General features: G+C 66.4%; 25 protein-coding genes. 11 read left to right on the top strand and 14 right to left on the bottom strand.

Annotation, left to right across the window (positions count from 1 at the left end; all coding sequences use genetic code 11):
* The first annotated feature begins 108 nt into the window (after positions 1-108).
* The 3 genes from P0204_RS05460 to P0204_RS05470 are packed head-to-tail and all read left to right on the top strand — an operon-like array spanning position 109 to position 2,198.
* Positions 109-393 carry a DUF7520 family protein gene (locus P0204_RS05460; RefSeq protein ID WP_276222381.1) on the top strand — a complete coding sequence of 95 codons (285 nt, stop codon included), beginning with the start codon at positions 109-111 and terminating at the stop codon, positions 391-393.
* Between the two features lie 45 nt (positions 394-438).
* Positions 439-1,353 (top strand): ABC transporter ATP-binding protein, encoded by a 915-nt coding sequence (locus P0204_RS05465; protein ID WP_276222382.1) that lies wholly within the window; start codon positions 439-441, stop codon positions 1,351-1,353.
* The gene (locus P0204_RS05470; RefSeq protein WP_276222384.1) at positions 1,350-2,198 is read left to right on the top strand and encodes an ABC transporter permease subunit; all 849 of its coding nucleotides are present in this window, start codon (positions 1,350-1,352) and stop codon (positions 2,196-2,198) included. The genes P0204_RS05465 and P0204_RS05470 overlap by 4 nt, the downstream gene beginning before the upstream one ends.
* On the opposite strand, the gene P0204_RS05475 is transcribed toward P0204_RS05470, so the two are convergent.
* The 10 genes from P0204_RS05475 to P0204_RS05520 form a co-directional block, all read right to left on the bottom strand.
* Complete coding sequence (locus P0204_RS05475) at positions 2,199-2,993, bottom strand: CBS pair associated ParBc domain-containing protein (RefSeq protein WP_276222385.1); 795 nt, start codon at positions 2,991-2,993, stop codon at positions 2,199-2,201.
* Positions 2,994-3,031: 38 nt separating this feature from the next.
* The gene (locus P0204_RS05480; RefSeq protein WP_276222387.1) at positions 3,032-4,579 is read right to left on the bottom strand and encodes a DHH family phosphoesterase; all 1,548 of its coding nucleotides are present in this window, start codon (positions 4,577-4,579) and stop codon (positions 3,032-3,034) included.
* A 44-nt stretch (positions 4,580-4,623) separates the two neighbouring features.
* On the bottom strand, positions 4,624-5,052 hold the full coding sequence (lrpA1, locus tag P0204_RS05485) for an HTH-type transcriptional regulator LrpA1 (RefSeq protein ID WP_276222389.1): 429 nt from the start codon (positions 5,050-5,052) through the stop codon (positions 4,624-4,626).
* A 79-nt stretch (positions 5,053-5,131) separates the two neighbouring features.
* Positions 5,132-6,070 (bottom strand): thiamine pyrophosphate-dependent enzyme, encoded by a 939-nt coding sequence (locus P0204_RS05490; RefSeq protein WP_276222391.1) that lies wholly within the window; start codon positions 6,068-6,070, stop codon positions 5,132-5,134.
* A 2-nt stretch (positions 6,071-6,072) separates the two neighbouring features.
* The gene (locus P0204_RS05495; protein ID WP_276222392.1) at positions 6,073-7,971 is read right to left on the bottom strand and encodes a 2-oxoacid:acceptor oxidoreductase subunit alpha; all 1,899 of its coding nucleotides are present in this window, start codon (positions 7,969-7,971) and stop codon (positions 6,073-6,075) included.
* A 203-nt stretch (positions 7,972-8,174) separates the two neighbouring features.
* Positions 8,175-9,737, bottom strand: a complete 1,563-nt coding sequence (locus P0204_RS05500; protein WP_276222394.1) for a hydantoinase B/oxoprolinase family protein — start codon at positions 9,735-9,737, stop codon at positions 8,175-8,177.
* Positions 9,734-11,716 carry a hydantoinase/oxoprolinase family protein gene (locus tag P0204_RS05505; protein WP_276222396.1) on the bottom strand — a complete coding sequence of 661 codons (1,983 nt, stop codon included), beginning with the start codon at positions 11,714-11,716 and terminating at the stop codon, positions 9,734-9,736. The genes P0204_RS05500 and P0204_RS05505 overlap by 4 nt, the downstream gene beginning before the upstream one ends.
* Positions 11,717-11,760: 44 nt before the next feature.
* A complete protein-coding gene (locus P0204_RS05510) occupies positions 11,761-12,171 on the bottom strand; it encodes a GtrA family protein (protein WP_276222398.1) in 411 nt (136 codons plus the stop codon).
* A 6-nt stretch (positions 12,172-12,177) separates the two neighbouring features.
* Entirely contained in the window at positions 12,178-13,578 is a 1,401-nt protein-coding gene (locus P0204_RS05515; protein ID WP_276222400.1) for a sulfatase, read from the bottom strand.
* Positions 13,579-13,754: 176 nt separating this feature from the next.
* A complete protein-coding gene (locus P0204_RS05520; protein ID WP_276222402.1) occupies positions 13,755-14,279 on the bottom strand; it encodes a hypothetical protein in 525 nt (174 codons plus the stop codon).
* Positions 14,280-14,377: 98 nt separating this feature from the next.
* On the opposite strand from P0204_RS05520, the gene P0204_RS05525 reads away from it, so the two are divergent.
* The 3 genes from P0204_RS05525 to P0204_RS05535 all read left to right on the top strand — a co-directional run bounded on the left by P0204_RS05525 (position 14,378) and on the right by P0204_RS05535 (position 16,278).
* Positions 14,378-15,175, top strand: coding sequence for a hypothetical protein (locus P0204_RS05525; protein ID WP_276222403.1), 798 nt, complete (start codon positions 14,378-14,380; stop codon positions 15,173-15,175).
* A gap of 1 nt (position 15,176) precedes the next feature.
* Positions 15,177-15,680 carry a PH domain-containing protein gene (locus P0204_RS05530; RefSeq protein ID WP_276222405.1) on the top strand — a complete coding sequence of 168 codons (504 nt, stop codon included), beginning with the start codon at positions 15,177-15,179 and terminating at the stop codon, positions 15,678-15,680.
* 67 nt (positions 15,681-15,747) lie between these two features.
* Entirely contained in the window at positions 15,748-16,278 is a 531-nt protein-coding gene (locus P0204_RS05535) for a GNAT family N-acetyltransferase (RefSeq protein ID WP_276222407.1), read from the top strand.
* Between the two features lie 3 nt (positions 16,279-16,281).
* Here P0204_RS05535 and P0204_RS05540 read toward each other — a convergent pair whose 3' ends face one another.
* From P0204_RS05540 to P0204_RS05550, 3 genes are all read right to left on the bottom strand, one after another.
* Positions 16,282-16,677: a hypothetical protein gene (locus P0204_RS05540; RefSeq protein ID WP_276222409.1), complete on the bottom strand. Its 396-nt coding sequence runs from the start codon at positions 16,675-16,677 to the stop codon at positions 16,282-16,284.
* Between the two features lie 86 nt (positions 16,678-16,763).
* Positions 16,764-17,405, bottom strand: coding sequence for a hypothetical protein (locus P0204_RS05545; RefSeq protein WP_276222411.1), 642 nt, complete (start codon positions 17,403-17,405; stop codon positions 16,764-16,766).
* A 22-nt stretch (positions 17,406-17,427) separates the two neighbouring features.
* Complete coding sequence (locus P0204_RS05550) at positions 17,428-18,213, bottom strand: sensor domain-containing protein (RefSeq protein ID WP_276222412.1); 786 nt, start codon at positions 18,211-18,213, stop codon at positions 17,428-17,430.
* 105 nt (positions 18,214-18,318) lie between these two features.
* On the opposite strand from P0204_RS05550, the gene P0204_RS05555 reads away from it, so the two are divergent.
* The 5 genes from P0204_RS05555 to P0204_RS05575 all read left to right on the top strand — a co-directional run bounded on the left by P0204_RS05555 (position 18,319) and on the right by P0204_RS05575 (position 20,411).
* Positions 18,319-18,681, top strand: coding sequence for an ArsR family transcriptional regulator (locus P0204_RS05555; protein ID WP_276222414.1), 363 nt, complete (start codon positions 18,319-18,321; stop codon positions 18,679-18,681).
* Positions 18,678-19,031 (top strand): hypothetical protein, encoded by a 354-nt coding sequence (locus P0204_RS05560; RefSeq protein ID WP_276222415.1) that lies wholly within the window; start codon positions 18,678-18,680, stop codon positions 19,029-19,031. Before P0204_RS05555 ends, P0204_RS05560 begins: the two co-directional genes overlap by 4 nt.
* Positions 19,028-19,306: a DUF7521 family protein gene (locus P0204_RS05565; RefSeq protein WP_276222417.1), complete on the top strand. Its 279-nt coding sequence runs from the start codon at positions 19,028-19,030 to the stop codon at positions 19,304-19,306. The genes P0204_RS05560 and P0204_RS05565 overlap by 4 nt, the downstream gene beginning before the upstream one ends.
* A gap of 80 nt (positions 19,307-19,386) precedes the next feature.
* Positions 19,387-20,055 carry a sensor domain-containing protein gene (locus tag P0204_RS05570; protein WP_276222419.1) on the top strand — a complete coding sequence of 223 codons (669 nt, stop codon included), beginning with the start codon at positions 19,387-19,389 and terminating at the stop codon, positions 20,053-20,055.
* Positions 20,056-20,057: 2 nt separating this feature from the next.
* Positions 20,058-20,411 (top strand): ArsR/SmtB family transcription factor, encoded by a 354-nt coding sequence (locus P0204_RS05575; protein WP_276222420.1) that lies wholly within the window; start codon positions 20,058-20,060, stop codon positions 20,409-20,411.
* A gap of 32 nt (positions 20,412-20,443) precedes the next feature.
* Here P0204_RS05575 and P0204_RS05580 read toward each other — a convergent pair whose 3' ends face one another.
* Positions 20,444-21,271, bottom strand: a complete 828-nt coding sequence (locus P0204_RS05580; protein WP_276222421.1) for a DUF7847 domain-containing protein — start codon at positions 21,269-21,271, stop codon at positions 20,444-20,446.
* Between the last annotated feature and the right edge of the window lie 50 nt (positions 21,272-21,321).

A 21,321-nucleotide genomic window follows, 5' to 3' on the forward strand; every position in this document is an offset into this window, starting at 1 on the left:
TCACCGCGATGCCCGAGAGTACGACGAACAACAGTTCCTTCTGGGACATACCACGCCTACGGGACGGAAGTGAAAAAGGCTAATCGTCCTGGTTTCCTACACACGAGCATGACAGAGGAGCCGGCCGGCCGGTCCGGGGAACGGGTCGTCGTGTGGTTGTACGTCGCCATCGTCGCTCTGGCCGGCCTCATGGGCTTCGTCCTGGGGTCGATCCGTCCGGAGGACCTCGAACCCGAGCTGTTCGGTGTGATCGCGCTCCCGCCGACGCCGCTGGGTGTCGCCATCTACGGCGTCGTGACCATCGGGGTAGGACTGGGTGTCCTGCTGGGACTGGTCGTGTTCGTCTCCCGGCGGACGGAGACCGAGGTCCGTGACACCGGTCCGCGTCAGTAGCTTTAATTCGGCGGACAGGATAGTTGTGAGTAACGCCCTGTCGGTATGACCCTCCTACAGCTCCACGACCTGACCAAACAGTTCGACGACGTGACCGCCGTCGACGGCCTCACCCTCTCGGTCGACGACGGCGAAGTGTACGGCTTCCTCGGCCCCAACGGCGCGGGGAAATCGACGACGATCAACATGCTCCTGGGGTTCATGCGGCCAACCAGCGGGACCGTCTCCGTGTTCGATCTAGACGCACAGGAACACAGCGTCGCGATCCGTCAGGAGACCGGGACGCTGCTGGAAGGCTACGGCGTCTACGAACAGCTCACCCCCTACGAGCACCTGAACCAGGCGATACGGACCAAGGAAGCGACCGACGATCCGGAGCGGTTGCTCGACAGAGTCGAACTGGAGGTCGAGGCCCGCGACCGCGCGGCGGGCGACCTCTCGAAGGGACTCCGTCAGCGCCTGGCGCTGGCGATGGCACTCGTCGGCGACCCACGGCTGCTCGTGCTGGACGAACCGACGACCGGGCTGGACCCCAACGGCGCCCGGATGTTGCGCCGGGTCGTCCGCGAGGAGGCCGACCGCGGCGCGACGGTGCTGTTCTCCAGTCACATCATGGCACAGGTCGAGGCCGTCGCCGACCGCGTCGGGATCCTCCAGCACGGTCGGCTCGTCCAGGAAGGTCCCGTCTCGCAGCTCCGGCAGGAACTCGACGCCGACACGACGCTGAGCATCTACGTCGAGGCGACTCCCGAGGAGTTGGTCGGCGATCTCCGGACGATCGACGGCGTCTCGGCGGTGACTGCCGGCGAGGGTGAACTGACCGTCACCTGCAGCGGCGGCCAGACGAAGGTCTCGGTGCTCGACCGCGTGGCCCGTGGCGGCGTCGGGTTCGACGACTTCGCCGTCAGGGAGCCCTCCCTGGGAGACGTCTTCTCGGCGGCCACGGAGGGGTCGGCGTGACCTGGCGCGACGTGGCCCGCGGGGACCTGTTGCACCTGCGGCGCTCGAAGATGGGCTGGACCGTCGCCGGACTCATGCTACTCTCGACCGTCGGCGTCGCCGTGACGGCGTTTCTCATGACGCTGGGTGGGGGCTCGATCCCCGAGGTGCGGGTCGTCCTGCTGTTCATCGCGGCGATCCAGGTCGTCTTGCTCCCGCTGGTGGCGCTGGTCGGGAGCTACGGTGCCATCGTCACCGAGCGCAAGACCGGGAGCGTCCGGTTCCTGTTGGGACTGCCCAACTCCCGGTTCGACGCCTACCTCGGGAAACTGGTCAGTCGGACGCTACTGGTCGCAGCGCCCTTCACGATCTGTCTGGCCGCCGCGTGGCTGTTCTCGGTCGCCGTCTTCGACGGCCTCGAACTCGTCGGGTTTCTCGCCGTGTTGGGCTGGTCGCTGGTCTACACCGTCATCGCCGTCGGGATCGGGCTGACGATCTCGGCGAGTGTCAAGACCGAGACCCGGGCCGTCGCCGGTATCGCCGCGAGCATGCTGCTGTTCGGAATCCTCTGGCCGCTGGCACAGCACTTCGCGCTGATCGTCCACCCGACCGAGTTCCTGGAGTACCCCCGGCCGCCCAAACCCTCGTGGTACTACGCGATCGGGCAGTTGAACCCCGGGGTGGCCTACACACGGCTCGTGTTCGGGACGTTCGGGGAAGGGACGGTCATCCCGCTCGCGGCTCCGAACGAGCCGCTCGGGTACGCGACGACGACAGCGCTGTTCGCGGTGCTGGCTCTGGTGGGATGGTTTGTCGTCGCCCCCTGGCTGGGCTACTCGCTGTTCCGATCGGTCGACCTGCCCTGATCACTCCTCTTGGAGCCGGTGGGTCGTCTCGACGAGCGGGTGATGGGCGTAGTCGACCACGTCGATGTCGTCGATCCGCTCCAGTCCGGACTCGGCGGCCGTCTCCGCCATCCCCAGCGAGACTGGCTCATCGAGGACGATGACGTAGGCGTCCATCTCCTCGATACCGGCCCGCTGGGCGGCCTTCACACGGTGGTGTCCGTCCGCCAGCAGGAGTTGGCCGTGGTTGTCGATGACGACCAGTGGTTCCGCCAGCCCGCGTTCCAGTTCGTACTTCCTACCTTCGAGTTCGTCGGCGTACACCGTCGTCTGTGTGGGAGTCAGATCGGCGAGGGAAACCTCGCGGCGTTCCTCGTGGGCGTCGACGCCGTGGATTCGTTCGAGGGTCTGTGTGAGGTTGTCGACCTTGTCGGGAGTCGCCCGCTCGATCTGTGAGCGGACCACGTCGGCGTTCGAGATGATCCCGACCAGGTGGCCGGCGTCGTCGACGACGGGGAGTTTCTGGAGTCCCGACCGGAGGATCACGCGCGCCGCGTCCTGGATCGCCATGTCCGGGTGTGCGACGACGATGTCCTCGCTCATCACGCGGAACATCGGCTCGTACTCCTCGGCGAGCAGGAGGTCCCTGGCGCTGACGAACCCCTCGACGTGGCGACCGTCGGTGACCGGGAACCCGCTGAACCCGTCGCTCTCGGCGATCCGGCGGGAGACAGTCTCGACGGTATCGTCTAACTCGACCGTCGAGACGTCACGTGTCATGTACTCCCGGACGGTGGGCTTACCGGAGTTTCCCATTCACCGGACGCTAGCCACGCGTGGACTAAAACTCTCGCCTACGTGGAGTCGGTCCCGGACGTCGCGTCCACGTCGTCACCGGTCGGGTCATCACCCTCCGACGATTCGACGAGCGGGCCGACGAGCGCCTCCGGGCCGTACGCCGAATCGCCGTAGACCGTCCCGAGCAACCGATGCGAGCGGGACTCGATGGCATCGAGGAAACGATCGGTGACGACCGAGGTGACGATGTCGTGGAGCGATTCCTCGCGGTCGTCGATCGAATCCAACACGCCCAACGCGATCTGTGCGCCGGCCATGTCCGCGTGGCCGCCGGCCGAGCCGATCTGGCCGAACGCGTCCCGGAGCACTTCCCCGAGATCGATGTCGGTTCCCCGAGCGCGTGCGGAGGCGTAGATGGTGCCATCGAGGACGCCGTAAACGAGTGTCGCGTGGACGTCCTCCATATCCAGTAGCCGATCGGCAGCCTGGGCCAACGCGTCCCGGTCGGAGAGTTTACCCACACAGCTTAACAGGACCGACCCCTCCATCGTCCGGTTGCTGATCGCGCGGGCGATCACCGAGAACGTCTCGGCGCTGATGCTGGGGTCCTCGATCCGCTGCAGGAGATCCATGTCGGTTCGCGAAACGAGATGTGCCGCCGCCTCGAAATCCGCAGCAGAGACTTCCCGCTGGAAATCCTTGGTATCGACCCGGATTCCGAACAGAAGCCCCGTCGCGACTGCTTCCGGAATGTCGACGCCGAACTGCCGGAGATAGTCCACGAGGAGGGTACTGGTCGCGCCGACTCCACTCCGGAGGTCGACGAACCGGGCTTCCACGGGGGCTCGCGGTGGATGGTGGTCGATCACGATGTCGATATCTAGGTCCGACGGAAGCTGATCGTTGACGCCGGGTCGGGAGTGATCGACCAGTGCGAAGCCCTCGAAGGCGTCGAGGGCGGCCGGCTCGTCGGGATCGAGTTCGACGAGATCGTAGTCGAGTAAGTTGACGAACGCGCGGTTCTCTTGGTGGGAGATCGATCCGTAGTAGCACAACGTGGTCTCACAGCCCGCCCGCTCGGCGAGCAGCCCCAGCGCGACGGCGCTGGCGATCGCGTCCGGGTCCGGATTGTCGTGGGTGACGATCGCCATCGTCTCCAGGTCACGCAGGACACGCTGGAGCTGTCGGACCCGCGAACTCTCGCCGCCGACGACCTGTGTGAGCCGATCGGTGATCGCGGCGGCCGGATCGACGACCCGATCTGCGACCGACGAGAGTTCGCGTAGCTGTGCCGCTGTGGGATCGGCTCCCGCGTACGCCAGTACGAACGCGGCCGGGAACCGCTCGACTGCTGCGATCGTCGCCGCGAGGTTCCGAGCCGGATCGTCGCTGGTAACTGCGACGGTATCGGGATCGATGTCCAGTCCGTCCAGCATCGACCGATCGGTCGGGTCCTGGATCTCGACTGCGATCCCGTCCTCCCGGAGTGCCGACGCCTGGTGGTCGTTGTCGGTAACGACAACTAACTCGTCACTGTCGGATCGAATCTCCGCGAGAAGCGGGAGACCGATCGACCCGGAGCCCAACACCAGCCGAGAACGCATAGCAGTCTGTCGGCACCGGAGCGTCTAAAAACCCGCTATGTCGATCACTTCAACCGTTCCTGGAGGAACGAGGGGTGTGCGGCCGTGACACCGTCGATACTGAGAATCTCGTCCTCGATAGCGGCAGCCAGCGAGTCCCCGTCGCTCGCGCGGAGTTCCGCCATCAGCATGTGGTCCCCGCTTGAGGTGTAGAGCTCCTCCAAGCCGGGGATCTCTTTGAGTTGCCGAGTCGCCTCGACGTAGCAGTCGCTGGCGACGTCGATCCCGACCATCGCGATCGACTGCCCGGCGAGTTTCTTCGGGTCGATGTCCGCCGAATAGCCGACGATGACACCCTCTTCTTCGAGTTTCTTGATATACTTTCGCACAGTGGGCTTCGAGACGTCTGCCCGTTGTGCGATCTCGGCGTAGGAGGCCTGTGCGTCGTCCTCCAGAACCGAGAGGATTCGACGCTCCGTAGACTCAGCGCTCATAGATGATTGTTTCGGGTGCATAAAAAAATATCTTCCGAACCACAAACCCGAGTTAGGCCCTGTCGGCGTTGTCGGGAGCTTACTTGTGATGCTGGAGCAGCTTGTCGTAGGTCCGCTCCCACTCGGCGTCTTCGTCGAAGTACCGCTCGGCCAGCGGTTCGTCGGGCATCTCGCCGATCTGGCGCTTCTCCTCGCCGTAGGAGGGACGGGCGTCCTCGACGTACATACGACCGGTGAGCACCTCACCCTCGTAGAGCTTCTCCTCGGTCTGTCGCATCATCTCGGCCGCCTCTTTGCGGTCCGAGACGTCGAAGTCGTAGTCGTCGGACTGCTGGACGTCCGTGTACGGGACGTAGTGTTTCGCGTCCTTGTTCCAGGTCGGACACTGGGTCAGGAAGTCGATGTGCGCGAAGCCGTCGTGCTCGATCGCTTCGGCGATGATCTCCTTCGCCTGGTTGGGGTTGACCGCCGCGGTCCGGGCGACGTAGGTCGCGCCCGCGTTGAGCGACTGGCTCAGCGGACGGATCGGCGACTTCGCCGAGCCGTGAGGTTGCGTCTTGGACTTGTGGCCCTTCGGCGAGGTCGGCGACGTCTGGCCCTTGGTGAGCCCGAAGATCTCGTTGTTGAACACGATGTAGGTCATGTCGTGGTTCTCACGAGCCGTGTGGATCAGATGGTTCCCACCGATCCCGTAGCCGTCGCCGTCGCCGCCGGCGGCGATGACTTCCAGTTCGGGGTTGGCCAGCTTCGCGGCCCGGGCGACGGGCAGCGAGCGGCCGTGGATGGTGTGGAAGCCGTAGCTGTTGAAGTAGCTGTTGAGCTTGCCGGAACAGCCGATCCCGGTAAACAGCGCGACTTCGTCGGGGTTGCGCCCGACTTCCGGCATGGCCTGTTTCAGCGCCTTGAGGACGCCGAAGTCACCACAGCCGGGACACCAGGTCGCCTGGGGTTCGATCCCGGGTGTGAACTCGTCTCGGTCGATCTCGCGGTCGTCGCCGATTGCACTGAATGCACTCATGGTTAGTCACCTGCTGCGGGGAGGAATTTCATGTTGGAAGCGGCGAGGTCCTCGCCGTTGATACTGGATTCGAACCCGTCGACGATCTCGGCGGGTTCGAAGGGGTTGCCGTTGTACTTCAGGAGGCTCGACAGCTTGTCGCCGTACTTGCCGATCTCCTTCTGGGTCAGCCCGCGGAACTGGGCCGTCGCGTTCATCTCGACGACCAGTGCCTCGTCGACGGAGTCGAGCCACTCGCTGACGGCTTCGACGGGGTAGGGCATCATATCCGAGACGCCCAGGGCTTTGACGCTATGCCCGTTCTCGTTGAGCCGGTCGACGGCCTCGAAGACGGTGTCCTGCTGGCTCCCCCAGACGAGGATACCGTAGTCGGCGTCTTCCGGGCCGTAGTAGGTCTGGTGGCTCGCGTTCTCGTCTAAGTCCGCACGGATGTCGTCGAGCTTGCCGAGCCGACGGTTCATCTGTGCGATGCGGTTCTGTGGGTCCTCGCTGATGTGTCCCGAAGGGTTGTGCTCGTTCCCGGTCGCGAGGTAGCGACCGTCCTTCTGGCCGGGCACCGACCGCGGGCTGACGTTCGAGCCGTCCTCCGGTTCGTGGAGGAACCGCTGGAACTTGCCCGAGGAGTGGTGGGCCGCGTCCTGGATCTCGTCTTCGGTCAGCACCGAACCGGGGTCGGCGTTTGGCTCCTCGTCGAAGTGGCTGGCCGGCAGGTTCCGGAGTTCGCCCTGGATCTTCTGGTCGTAGACGACGATCGCCGGGATCTGGTACTCGTAGGCGATCCGGAAGGCGGCCCGGGTCTGGGTGTAACACTCGCGGATGTTCGCCGGAGCGAAGACGACGCGGGCCGAGTCCCCCTGTGAGGTGTACAGGACGTGTTCGAGGTCGGCCTGCTCGGGTTTGGTCGGCATCCCGGTCGACGGGCCGGCACGCATCGCTTCGACCAGCACGAGCGGCGTCTCGGTCATCTCGGCCAGACCGAGCGGTTCGGACATCAGCGCGAAGCCACCGCCGGAGGAACCGGACATGGCCTTCACTCCGGCGTGGGACGCCCCCAGCGCCAGCGCCGCCGCGGCGATCTCGTCCTCGACCTGCTCGGAGATCCCGCCGAACTCCGGCAGGTGTTGGGACATGATCGTGAAGACGTCGGTCCAAGGCGTCATCGGATACCCGGAGATGAACCGACAACCCTCGTCGAGCGCACCGTAGGAGATCGCGTTCGACCCCGAGAGGATGACCTGCTCTTCCTCGTGGGAACTCTCTGGGACCTCGATGTCGTGGTCGATGTCGAGTTCGGCGGCCGCGTCGTAAGCGTCCTGCAGGACGTTGAGGTTTGCCTCCTGCATGTCCCCGGACATGTTCTGCTTGATCAGTTCCTCGAACTCCTCGGTCCCGATGTCGAGGATAGCAGCGGTCGCACCGATCCCGGCGGTGTTGCGCATGATCTCGCGGCCGTGTTCCTTGGCGATACCACGCAGGTCCATCGGAACGACGTGCCAGCCGTTCTCCTCGGCGGCGGCTTCGAGATCCGTCTCGTCGACGTCTTCCTGATCGAGCAGGCCCTCGTCGTACAGCAGAACGCCGCCCTCACGGAGGTCGTCGAAGTTCTCGTACAGCGGTTTCAGCTCTTCTTTACCGTAGTAGGCTTCTTCCTGTGGGTTCCGTGCGAACGAGTCCCCCAGCGCGAGCAGGAAGTTGTAGCCGTCACCGCGTGACTGTACCGGTTCGTCTTTCGCCCGTACCTCTACGTAGGTGTGGCCGCCCCGGATGCGCGACGGGTAGTGGCGATGTGTGAACACGTGAAGTCCCGATCGCATCAGGGCCTTCGCGAAGTTCTGGCTCGTCGAGTCGATCCCGTCACCGGAACCACCTGCGATTCGCCAGATTAATTCGTTATCTGTCATAGTGAAATCCTCGGCCCCAGCAGTGGTGCCGTACTGTGGCAAATGGGGGGCCGTGACTAAAGATTTTTCACTGTATTAATCCATATAAATCGTTATCGTTGGTCTCGGACCATTCAGATTCCGGATTTCAGAATTTAGACCAATCATTTGATATATGATACCATACGTCCAACCGGTGTGGCCTGTTCTGGAGAGAACCCTCCTCACTGCTCCGGTTCGCCGTGACCGCCACCGCCCGGCGTCTCGATACGGACGGTCGTCCCCGCCGGAACGTCGCGTGTGACCTTCGCCGGAACCGACTCGCCGTCGATGTAGTTGTGACCCGTTGACCCGTCCCCGCCGCCGTCGAGCCCCCAGGGAGCGTGGCGTCGCCGTTCGGTCACCAGTGAGACGGTTGCGTCGGTCTCGACGGTGAACGCGCGGACCAGTCCGTCACCGCCGCGGTGTCGGCCGACGCCACCGCTGTCGGCCCGCAGGCTGTACTCGTCGACCCGGATCGGATAGGCCGCCTCCAGGGCCTCGACAGGGGTGTTCAGCGTGTTCGTCATCCCGACCTGGACACCCGAGAGACCGTCGGTGTCGCTGCTCGCGCCCATCCCGCCGCCGACCGTCTCGTAGTAGCTGAAGTCGGGCGCACCGACGACGACGTTGTTCATCGTCCCCTGGCCGGCCGCCGGCACCCGTTCGGGGACCGCCTCCGCCAGCGCACGGAAGACCACGTCGGCGATCCGCTGGCTCGTCTCGACGTTGCCGCCGACGACCGCGGCCGGCGGTTCGGGGTTGACCAGCGATCCGGGCGGTGCGTGGACCGAGACGGGGTCGTAACAGCCCTCGTTGGGCGGTACGTCGGGATCGGTGACCGACCGGACGACGAAGTAGACGGCGCTCTTGGCGACCGACAGCGGCGCGTTGACGTTGCCGTCGACCTGGGGCGCGGTCCCGGCGAAGTCCACGTCCAGATGAGCCCCGTCGATCGTGACGGAAACCTCGATCGGGATGTCCGTATCGACGACGCCGTCGCCCTCCATGAGATCGCGGGCGGTGTAGGTGCCGTCCGGCATCGCCGTCAGCTCCGCCTCGACACGCTTGCGCGAGTAGTTCTGGACGGCCTCGAAGGCCCCGAGCAGGCGGTCGCCGTGGTCCGAGAGGAGGTCGCCCACACGCTCCCGTCCGCGCTGGTTCGCCCCTCGCTGGGCACGGAGGTCGGCGCGTCGCTGTGCCGGGTTGCGGACGTTCGCCAGCAACAGCTCCAGGATATCATCGCGTATCTCGCCGTCGGAGACGAGTCGCGTCGGCGGGATACGGACGCCCTCCTGGTGGATCTCCCGGGCACCGGCCGGCATACTTCCCGGTGCCATCCCACCGACATCGGCGTGGTGTGCCCGCGAGACGGTGTAGCCGACGATGTCGCCGTCGTCGGTGATCGGCGAGACCAGCGTTACGTCCGGGAGGTGGGTCCCACCCTCGAAGGGGTCGTTCAGGACGAACACGTCGCCCGGTCGTGGATCGTGTGCCAGCACCGCGTCGACGGCCTCCGGCATCGCCCCCAGGTGGACCGGGATGTGTTCGGCCTGTGCGACGAGGTCGCCGTCGGCGTCGAACAGCGCCGTCGAGCAGTCCCGGCGCTCGGTGATGTTCGGCGAGAACGCCCCGCGGATCAGGACCTGTCCCATCTCCTCGGCGACGCTCTCCAGTTGGGTCCGCAGTATCTCCAGTTCGACGGCGTCGAGATCGGCGTCCGCCGTCCGTGTGTCCCCGTCTGTCATCGATCTGCCTCCATCGTGAGCGTCCCCTGGGCGTCGACCGTCAGTCGCCACGCGGGCGGGACGACGACGGTGCTCTCGCCGCCCTCGACGATCGCCGGTCCCGACCTGCTGTGTCCGGGGCCGAGCGCGTCCCAGTCCAGAACTGGCGTCTCCCGGGGAGAGTCGAAATGGACCTCCCGACGGCCGCTGACGGGGTCGCCCTCGGCGTGGTGTCTCGCGGTCGGCATCTCGTGGGAGACCGTCGCCGTCGCTCTGAGCGTCACCAGTTCCACCGGCTGTTCGGGCAGGTTGTACCCACGAGCCTGATCGTGGACGGCGTGGAACCGGGCGGCTACGCTGGCTCGGTCGAACTCCGCCAGGCCGACACCGAGTTCGTAGCTCTGGCCGGCGTAGCGACAGTCCGCCCGGAACGTGACCGTCGCTGCCTCGGGGTCGCTCGTGTCCGCGAGCACCGTCGATTCGAGGTCCGCGAGCACGTCGCGGACCGCGTCCGGATCGACCGTCCCCAGTTCGGCCCGGTACGTCCGGGCAGCGTCGTGGCGCTCGTCGGCAGCCAGCAGTCCGCGCGCCGAGAGGACACCACTCGCTCGGGGGACGACGACCGTCGAGACGTCGAGTCCGTCGGCGAGCGCGGCGGCGTGCATCGGCCCCGCGCCACCGAAGGCAGCAAGCGCGAACTCGCGAGGGTCGTGGCCCCGCTCGACAGTCACGCTCCGGACCGCCCGTGTCATCGCCGCGTTAGCGACCTCGTAGACACCCTGAGCGGCCTCGACCGGACCGTCCAGGGCCGCCTCCTCGGCCAGCGCCGCGAGCGCGTCGGTCGCCGCGTCGACGTCGAGGGCCAGGTCCTCGCCCAGTGTGGTGTCGGCCCCGAGATAGCCCAGTACCAACGCGGCGTCGGTCACCGTCGGGTCGGCCCCACCCTTGCCGTAACAGGCCGGACCCGGCTCCGCACCGGCCGACCGGGGGCCGACCCGGAGCGCGCCGCCGGCGTCGACCCACGCGATCGATCCGCCGCCGGCTCCGACCGTCTCCACGTCGACCATCGGCACGCGGACCGGCCGGCTGCCCACGTCAGCCTCGGTCGTCCGCTCGACCGTCCCCTCCCGAACCAGCGAAACGTCACTGGAGGTCCCACCCATGTCGAAGGTGATCAGGCCGTCGACGCCGTCGGGTTCGAACGCACTGGCCCCGACGACGCCCGCCGCCGGTCCCGACAGCGCCGTCGTCACGGCGTTGTCCCGGACGGTCTCGGCGTCGGTGATCCCGCCGTTTGACTGCATGATCCGCGGGGCCGGCAGTCCGCGCTCGGTCGCACCGGCTACCAGTCGCCCGACGTAGTCGTCGATGACCGGTGTCAGGACGGCGTCGGCGACGGTCGTCGCGGTCCGCTCGTACTCGCGGAACTCCCCCAGCACCTCGTGACTCGCCGACACCGGCACGTCCAGTTCCGCCCGCAACGTTTCCGCCGCCGTTCGCTCGTTCTCCGGGTGTGCGTAGGCGTGGAGGAACGCGACCGCGACGGCCTCCGCCTCGATCGACTCGGCCAACGCCCGGATCTCCGCCGTGTCGATGTCCCGCTCGATCCCTCCGGTAGTCGCTCGCTCGTCCACCTCGTATCGCCGCTCGGCCGGGACGAGGGGGTCGGGACGCTCGGCACGCTGGTCGTACAGCGACGGCCGGTCCTGTCGGCCGATCGCCAGCGCGTCGGCGAACCCCTCGGTCGTGACGAGCGCCGTCTCTGCGCCCGTCCCCTCCAGCAACGCGTTCGTCGCGACCGTCGTCGCGTGCCGGAACTGACCCACGTCCGCCGGATCAGTGTCAGCGGCGTCCAGCGCTACGCTGATACCGTCGAGAACGCCTTCGTGTTGTGGGACCGTCGAAGGAACTTTCGCCGTCGTGAGACCGCGATCCGTGGCGAGGACGACATCGGTGAAGGTCCCGCCGACGTCGACGCCCAGCCGGACCGTCTCGTTCATACCGACAGTCGAGGGCGCCGACTCTTAAAACGGTCGTGCTCGGCTCAGCCCCAGGTCCACCGGGCATCGAGGACGTACCGGTAGATGCCCGTCAGCGCGATCGCACCGCCGTTTGCGAGGAGCGGGACCGCAGCGGCCCAGTTGACGAAGGCATACAGGAGTCCGAGCTGGAGCGGGATCGCCGACCCGCGGACCAGGTTGGTCTTGCTCATCCCGACCAGATACTCCCAGCGGGACGTGTGCCTGTCGTGGCTGAACGTCCAGGCGTTGTTGAGGACGTACTGGAGCAGGATCGTGATCTCGATCGCGATAGCCGCACCCACGAGGTAGTTCAGGCCGCCGAACTCGATGAACAACCACAGCAGGACCGTCTGGATCGACGCCGCGGTGAGGCCGACGAGAAAAAACCGGATCAGCCGTGGGTTCCGGACGAGCGATCCTTCGGCGAGCGCCATCGGAGACTATTGGTAGCCCAAGGCTTGTAAGCGTGCCGCTATCTCGTCGCTCTCTTCCAGTTCGTCGTCGGTCGAACCGTCGCCGAGCGCCCCGACGTGGTCCGAGACGACGGCCGAGAGGCGGTCGACGACGTCGGTGGTATCCACCCCGTCGTGTTCGGCCTCGGAGATATCGGTCTGTTCGCCGGGGTCGGTCCGACGGTCGTACAACTCGTGGTGATCCGACTCCGTGTGCTCGATGTAAGTCCAGCGCTCGTCCCGGACGCCGACGAGTAGCTCCCCGTCGTCACGGCGGCGCGGGATCGGCTGGCTCGTGACCGACTCGCCCCGCACGGCGACCGAGACGACGGGACTGTCGTCGATCGGCTCGCCCTCGAAGGCAGGAACGACTGACTGGCCCGCCCACTCCGGTGCGGGATCGACACCGAGGAGGTCACACACTGTCGGCGCAACGGTGTCGAGTCCGACCGGTTCCCTCACCCGACGGCTCGGTCCGCCGGGGACGGAGACGAAGTACGGGACTTCGAGGAGTTCGCGATAGAGTTTCGGGTAGTGAGCGAGGTGCCCGTGTTCGAGGAACTCCTCGCCGTGGTCCCCCGCGACGACGATGGCCGTCTCGTCGGCGACTCCCTCGGCCGCCAGCGCGTCGAGGATGCGGCTGACGCTCTCGTCGACCTGGCGAACGGTGCCGTCGTACAGCGTCCGCAGCGTCGCGAGCCGGCCCTCGTCGACGTCCCAGCCCAGCCCGGTCCGGAGGTGTGAGCCGAGCATCCGTGCGACGCCGAGTCGGTTGTCCGAGACTTCACGGAGGTGCCGTGGTGCCGGGACGTACGGCGTGTGGGTGTCCATGTAGTGGACCCACAGGAAGAAGCGGTCGTCCGTCCGTCCGACGAACGACTTGGCGTGGTCCTCAACGTCGGTCAGTCGCGACACGTCGGCGAAGGGGCGGTCGTCGTCACCGCCCCGGAGTTTCGTCGCCGCCCGCCGGAACGGTGAGAGGCCGAGTTGGACCCACGCCTGGACGGTCGGATGTGCTGCCAGGTACTTGCTGTACCCGCTACTGTCGACGAACGGTTCGAACTCGTCGAACCCGCGGTCGTACCCCCAGTGGTCGGTGAGAAAGCCGTTGGCGGCGTTGAACCCCCCCGTAGCGAACCCGGCGTCGGAGAGCCGCTCGGCCAGGGTCGGGGACGACGCGACCCCGATCGAGGGTCCCTCGTCGAACACCGGCCGTGAGCCGAGGATCGACGGGAAGGAAAACGGCGTCCAGTTCCCGTGTGCGATAGCGTCTTCGAAGACGACGCCGTCGTCGGCCAGGCGATCGAGGGTCGGTGACGCCCCCGCATTCAGTGCGTCCGCCCGCAGCGAGTCCACCGTGACGAGGACGACGTTCGACGGGTCGGTCATCGCTCACCGTCCCACGTCGACTGTGACGGGACGAGGGCCGCTGGCGGCGGCCGCACTGTCCCGGAGAGCCGATCGTACATACCCGCACGTGGGGACACACAGTACTGAACGTTCTGGTCGCGGTCGCGGGCGAGCGAGCCAGGGACGACGGTTGCGCCTGCTGTCGATCAGTCCACTCAGAGGATCGGTCCAGGGCGGAGAAACAGGAAGATCACCACGTTCACGACGAGCCCCGCCAGCATCAACACGCCGGCGACGGCGAGCAGTAGCGAGCCCTGCCGGCGGTGATACGCCGACCGGACCCGGTAGCCACAGCCCAGCGCGATCGGTCCCGTCAGAAACGGGGCCACGACCAGCGAGAGGGCGGCGGCGGCGATGCCCAGCCCGTACAAGCCACCGTGTCCCAACAACCCGTCTTTCGAGGGTCTGACTGCCCGATGACGGCCGATCGCGTAGCCGAGCCCCGCCAGGACGTTCACCACCGGGAGTTCCAGGGCGACGATCAACGGCCAGGAGAGCGCGCCTGTCCCCTCGCCGTCCGCGACGACGAGCGGGACGAGCGGAAAGGAGAGCGTCCAGCAGGCGGCCAGCAGTTGTATCGGGGTCGCGAGGTCGAGGAGAAAGCCGACGGCGAGTCCGTCCAGCCACAGCGTCGACAGCACGGTCACGGCAACGAGCGGCGTGTCTGATCGATCTGCCATAGTGACGACTGTCGGGACTGTTTGCCCCGTTCCGATAAAAAAGCGCCCCACGATGCCGCGACACAAACGGCTAAATACGTCTTCGAAAACAACCACGTATGGTCGCGAGGGGTGTGGGACCGGTCGTCCGGGCGGCCTTCGACGCGGTGGTTCGACCCCGCCGGTTCGTCGCGTTCCAGCAGAGTGCCTACGGCGACTCGCTGACCGCGACCGCCCGACAGCTGGCGTCACTGGTGGTCGTCTATCTCGTCAACCTCGTGTTGTACGCCCTGCCGCTGACCGTCGCCGGTGTCGGGCTTCAGCAAGCGGGGTCGCCTCCCGCTGTCTTCGTCGCGGTCGCGGCACCACTGCTCGGTGATCCGGCCGCGGGCTGGGCGATCGCCGTGGCGTTCGTCCAGAACTGTGCGTTTATCACCGTCGCGACGGGGATCACGCTGTTGACCTTCCACCTGGGCGTCGTCGCGACAGGCGGTGCACGCGGCCTCGTCCAGAGTGTCCACACCGTTGTCTATACGACCAGCGCGTACCTCGTAGCGCTGTTCTCCGGCGTCTGGTATCTCACCAACACCGACGGGCTGGCGGCGGCGCGCGCGCTCGTCCGGAACGTCCAGGCGGCGTTCGTCTACTGGGTCATCGACCTGCTGGGGTCGAGCCTGGAACTGCCCGGGGGCCGGCCCGATTCGCTGGTCGCCGGGCCGCTGACGACACAGGGTCGGTGGGTACTGGCACTGCTGTGTGTCACGACGCTGTATTACCTCCTGTCGCTGTATCTCGGTGCGCGAATCAACCACCGGACCGGCAGAACCGACGCGGCGACCACGGTCGTCGCCGTGGCGCTCTCGCCGGTGCTGTACGTCGCCGGATCGGTCGTCGCGACGACGATGGGGCTGATCTGACATGCAACGAACTGCTATCAGAACCGACGGCGGAGAACAGAGCGGGGACGGGGAGCTACTGCGGACGAACCCGACCACGAAACCGACGCTGCTCAGGCTAGCGGTGTTTCTGCTACTGGGGCTCGCAGTCGTTGTCGCCCTCCAGCAACGGCCGGAACTGCTCGGCGATCCGGAGGTGACGAACACCGTCGGGCTCGTGGTCCTGCTCGTGACCGTGTTGGTCGCGCTCAGACTGCTGGTCCGGACTGTCGTCCTCGTCAAGACGACCTACGTCGTGACCCGCGACCGGGTCGAACGGGAGTACCAGTTCCTCTTCCGGACCCGGACGAAGGGTGTCCGTTTCGAGCAGGTCCGGAGCCACCGGCTGAACCAGAACCGCTTCCAGAATGCCCTGGGGTTCGGGACCATCACGATGAACCTCGGCCTCGGGAGCATCCGACTGGAGAACGTCGAGAACCCCGAACGCGTCTACAACATCGTTCGGGAGTGTGTCCGGCGGGCGTGACCGGTGTGGCCGACGGATCGGCGGGAAGCCGACACCCTGAAGCCGTTGCCAGTCCGAACCCCGGCAGATGGCAGCCGTCCAGTTCCGCCGGTATCGCCGTGAAGACGCCGACGCCGTGTGGAAGCTCCACGAGTGGGCGATGCGGGCCGCGGGGACCGAGCCGGCAGACGTACCCGGGACCGACGACCTCAGAGACGTCGAGGGCCGGTATCTCGACACCGGCGGCGAGTTTCTGGTCGGTGTTCTCACAGGCGAGACCGCCGAGTCGGACCTCCCGCGGACAGTCGACGGCCGGGTCGCCGCCATCGGCGGCTACCTCCCCAACGAGGTCGGTCACCCAGACGAGCGGAGGGTCCCCGGTGCCGTCGAACTCCACCGGATGCGGGTCGCTCCCCCCTGTCAGCGACGCGGCGTCGGCCGGGAACTCCTCCACCGACTGGAGGCCCGCGCCGCCGAGGACGGGTACGAGTTGCTCCTGGCGACGACGGCACGGCGACAGGCCGCAGCGGTCGAGTTCTACCACGAAGAGGGGTACGAGAACGTCAGCGAATCGATCGAGGGCGAGTACGAACTCCTCCACTTCGAGAAGTCGCTGTGACGGTCAGCCCGACATCCGTTCGAGAATCGCGTCCCGGGCCTGCTGTGCGCAGTCCCGGCCATCCCGACCGAAGTGGACCGTGTACGCGTTGACCGGGTCGCTGAACAGGCCGCCCGCGTCCGGTTCGACGCCGACGACTTCGAGTTGGACGTAGCCGATGGTGATGCCACGCTCGTGGTCGACACCCCGGATGTCCGCCAGCGGAACCGTCGTGTCGTCGAACCGCGAGCGCTCGACGCGCTCGATCACTACATCGTCTTCGTAGACGGCCAGTGTCCCGTCCTGAAACGAGCAGACGACGACCGCATCGGGGTGAGCGTCGTGGCTCCCGACGGACCCGCCGGGACCACCGCTCTCGGTGGGTTCGTCCGGGTCGTCGCGCCACGGGAGGCGGACCATATCCGCGGTTACCACACGTCGGCGCAAAAGTCTTCGGCCGGCTCAGGCCGGATCGAACTTCTCGGTGGACAAAAACCGCCCGTCGATCACAGGGACAGCGACGTGTCCCACTCGACGGTCGTGTACCCCTGTGCGGCCAGGGCCTGCTCGCGGTATCGGCCCGCAAGCAGTGTCTGCGGAAGCCGTCGGAGGGCGAACCGTCTGTCCGCCGACCACTCGACGTCGACGGTCGTCCCGTCCTCGGTCTCGTGGATCGTGACGTCGTAGGTCGCCCAATCCTGCTCCCCGGCGGTAACCACGAGTTCGAGCGTGTCCTCGCCCGTCACCGCCGTCTCGACGGTCATCGTTACTGACCGGAGTCCGAAGAGATAGGAGACGTCGTAGGCGGCCCCGCCGTCGATCGTCCGGACGGTGTCGGCGATCCCCCACTGGAAGGGGAGCACGGGCGGTGTCGGACCGGCGAACGCCGCACGCACAGCGGCCGGCTCAGCCTCGGTCGACAGCGTGGCCGTCCCCGCGGTCCGGAACACCGGGAACCGAAACACTACGAGCAGGAGGACGACGACGCCGAGCGCCCGGAGCAACGGCAACAACAACACTGCGACGGCCCCGAGGAGGCCGACCGAGATCGCCATCGTCCCACTGAGCAGGCGTTCGCGCCGGAGGTACCGATCGGCGACTGCGCGTGCGTCGCTGGGGACCGCTGGGCTGTTGGTAGGAGGGCTCATGGGTCGAGATATCGGCGTCTCCTCACCTATTTGTTGTGTTTCCAACGTCGTCGAGGTGATCACGGAGCCGGGCGAGCGGCCGGAGATCGTCCGAGAGCATCAGCCGTGCGTACTGTCCCCAGAGCCACCCGATCCCATCGACGAGGGTGAGCGTCACGAACAACAGGGCGAACCCGACGAGCGACATCGCCATCGCGTCGGGAAGCGAGTCGACAGCCCACTCGCTCATCGTGAGCCCGACTTCCGCACCGACCAGGAGGTCACCCCAGGGGATATACAGCGACTGTGTGAGTCCGATCGGCTCCCCGGGAAAGATACCGACCCGTCCCGGAGCGCTGTCGTAGTACAGCGGCGTCGCCACGAAGGTCAGGGACATCGCGAGGGAGCTGACCAAGAAGACGAACGATCCCATCCCGAACGCGAACACGCTGAACAGGTAGAGCAGTTCGGTCCAGGTAAACCGATCGACCACGAGTGCGACCACGCGTTCGCGGACCGACCCATCCAGGAAGCCGTAGGCCGGGGCCGGAACGTCGACACCGAGGAGTGCGGTGACGAGGTGTCGCTCGACCAGTCCGAGTCCGCGGGCGAGCAACAGGACGCCAACGCACAACGGGACGCCGACGAGAACGAGCACCGTCGGGACGGCCGCCGTCACGCCCGTCACCAGCACGACGAAGTAGACGGTTCCCAGCGGAAAGGCGACGAAGAGATACAGTGCTCGGAGGTACGGTCGGGGACGAACGGGGGCCAGGAGGAGCGATCTGAGGGTCGGAAGACGCTCGCGGAGTTGACGACCGGCGGACATACCGTGCGTTGACCGTCGGTCGGGCACCGACAAAAAACATGCCGAGGACGACGGTTCTGAGACACTGGCGGGGGGTTAATATGGCCTACCCCGCAAACACGGACGATGCCCTCGGTCGTCGGCGAGGTCCGCGATGTCGACGAAGAGCTCCTCGCTTTGCTCGACGACGAGTACGCCCGGACGATACTCGTCGCGACACGCGAGGAGAGCAGGTCCGCCCAGGCCCTGAGCGAACTCTGTGACGCCGACGACTCGACGATCTATCGCCGGATCGAGCGGTTACAGGACCGGGACCTGCTGGACGCACACCAGCAGCTCGATCCGAACGGGAACCACTACAAGACCTATTCGGCCCGACTCGAACGGGTCGAGATCGAGTTCCACGACGACGGCGTCACCATCGACGTCGACAGACGCGAACCGGCGGCCGACCGGTTCACCAGACTGTACGAGGAGTTCACAGGATGACCGCACACCCACCTACACTCCGTGTCGGGGCCGACCCCTACACACAGGTCACGGTCGAAGGTGGCGGGACCGTCGTCGGTCTGCTCGCGATCGCGACGTTCCTCGTCGCGACGGTGCTGTCAGTACTCGTGACCTATCGGTTCGTCCAGGGGTATCGCCGGTCCAGAGCCACGCCGATCCTGTTGCTCGCGGTCGGGATGTTCCTGCTCGCGCCCGCACCGATGTTCGTCCGGTTCGTCGCCGGGAACCTCGTCGTCGTCCCCTCGGCGGTCAGAGTCCTGACCACCTCCCTGCTCGAATCGGCCGGTCTGCTGACCATCCTCGTCGTCGTCTACGGAGGGAGCCGATGAGCTGGCTCGATCTGCTCGCGACGGGGAGCTCGCTCGTGACCGCAACACTGGGAACCGTCGTCGCTATCCTGGCGTTCCAGGGCTACCGGCGCAACGACAGCCCCACGATGCGAGCGCTCGCGGTCGGCATCATCGCGATCGCGGTCGTCCCGTACCTCCTCGCGTCGGTAATCGCTCCGTTCGTGGCCCTCAGCGACGCACAGGCGTTGCTCGCCGCCACGCTCTCACACACTATCGGGCTGCTCGCGATCTACCGGACGTTCGATTCTGGGTAATAAAACTACCGGCCATCTGTCGGCTCACCAGCCGGTTGACCCCTTATACCGTCCCAGGCCTCGTCCGTGGAACTGTGACGATGACGACCCGATCGACCTCAGACACGTTCGCACAGTTTGTCCGTATCCCCTTCGAGGAGACGACCTACAGACGCCTCGCCTATCTCCTACTGGCCGGTCCGCTCGGTTTCGTGTACTTCGTCGGTGCGACCACCGGCATCTCGACGGGCCTGAGCCTCTCGACGATACTGATCGGCCTCCCGATCCTCGGCCTGACGCTGCTGGCCGTGACGGGTGCGGCCTGGCTGGAGGCACACCTCTCCCGGGCGCTGTTGGACCAGGAGACGCCAGTCCCGACCGCACTGTCGACGTTCCAGCGGGGGCTGGACGATCCCGAGACGGACGTACTAGCAGCCTGCAAGGCGTTTCTCGTCGACCCGACGACCTGGACGAGCCTCGTCGTCGTGCTGTTGAAGTCGGTGTTCGGCCTGGTTGCCTTCGTCGCACTCGTGATAGCCGGTTCGGTCGTCCCCGCACTGCTTGCCGCCCCACTGCTGTACGACGATCCGACGGTCACCTATCAGGCCGGGAGTCTCACCGTCACCACCCTGCCCGCAGCGCTCGGCCTGGCTGGACTCGGCGTGCTCCTCGGACTGGTGGCGTTGCACGTCCTGACCGCGCTGGCCGATCTGGGCGGGTATCTGACCGACGCGCTGCTCTCGGTCGAACAGACCGACCCCACGGAGTAACCATGGCACAGACACACCACCCACAGACCGCCGACAGAGCCACAGAGGCACCCGAGGAGACGATCAAGGCGACCGAACTCGTCGCGCTGCTCGACGACGACCACGCCCGCGAGATCATCACTGCGATCACCGACGAGGCGAAGTCCGCCCGCGAGATCGTCAGGGAGTGCAACAGCTCCCGGCCGACGGTCTACCGGCGGCTCAACCGTCTTCAAGAGGCTGGGCTGGTCACCACGGAGATGCGCTACGACAGCGACGGCCACCACTGCAAGACGTTCAGACTCCGGTACGACTCCGCGTCGATCCGCCTCGGTACCGACGGACTGTGTTGTACTGTCGAAGCCAGTGACGCCTGATCGGTCTCCCTGTACCGCCGTCTCCGTTCGTCTTACAGCTCCTCACGCTCCGCATCGAAGAACTCCGAATCGGCATCGACAGCGCCGATGTCGTCGTCCTCGTCCTCGTCCGTCCGAAGCTGGAGGAACGCGTCCGTCGCAACCGCGATCCCGAAGACCAGAACGACCGCGTTGACGACGACACCGACCAGTGCCCCGGCGATCGGGCTCACGAAGTTGAGTATCGTCGCCGGGATCGACGCGAGCAGCGAGATGAACCACACGAGGACCAGCAACAGGAACAGGTCGATACGGTTGCCGGTCGCGAGTTCCCAGGACCTTGAGAGCGCGTCGAGCCCCTTGTCCTCCAGCGCGATCGCCGGGCGGACGAAATAAAACGACACGGCCAGGAAGACACCCGGGAGGAGCAGGAACACGAGTCCGATCCCGACAGCGAGGTTGACGACCAGCCCCAGCAGGAACGCGGTCACCGTCGCCATCCCGATGTTCCGCGTCGCGGTGTCGGGGATCGTCGCTCGCTCGTCGCTGGCGACCACCCGGATGGTGACGATGCGAAGCGCCTCCGAGAGGACGGCGAGTCCGAGCGACAGTGCCGCAACCACCGGGAGCGACAACGGCAGCGCGAGGGGCATCGACTGGCCTCCGGGTGCGAACGGGAACGGCTGCTCTCCCATCCCCGGGCCGCCGGGCATCGTCTCGAAGGACGATCGGACGAACTCCAGATACGACGTGAAAAGCGATTGCCCGACGACGGTGTTGACCAAGCCGAAGGCGACGAACACCCCGAGCAGGAGCAACCCGTTCCGGTCGGTGAGCCGTTCGACTCCGTTCGAGATGGCGTCACCGATGTCGAGACTCACCGGTGGACACCTCCCGCAGCGTCGGCCTGTACCGACGCCGTACGATCGTC

It is taken from the genome of Haloarcula halophila, assembly GCF_029278565.1.
Classification (GTDB): Archaea; Halobacteriota; Halobacteria; order Halobacteriales; family Haloarculaceae; genus Haloarcula; species Haloarcula halophila.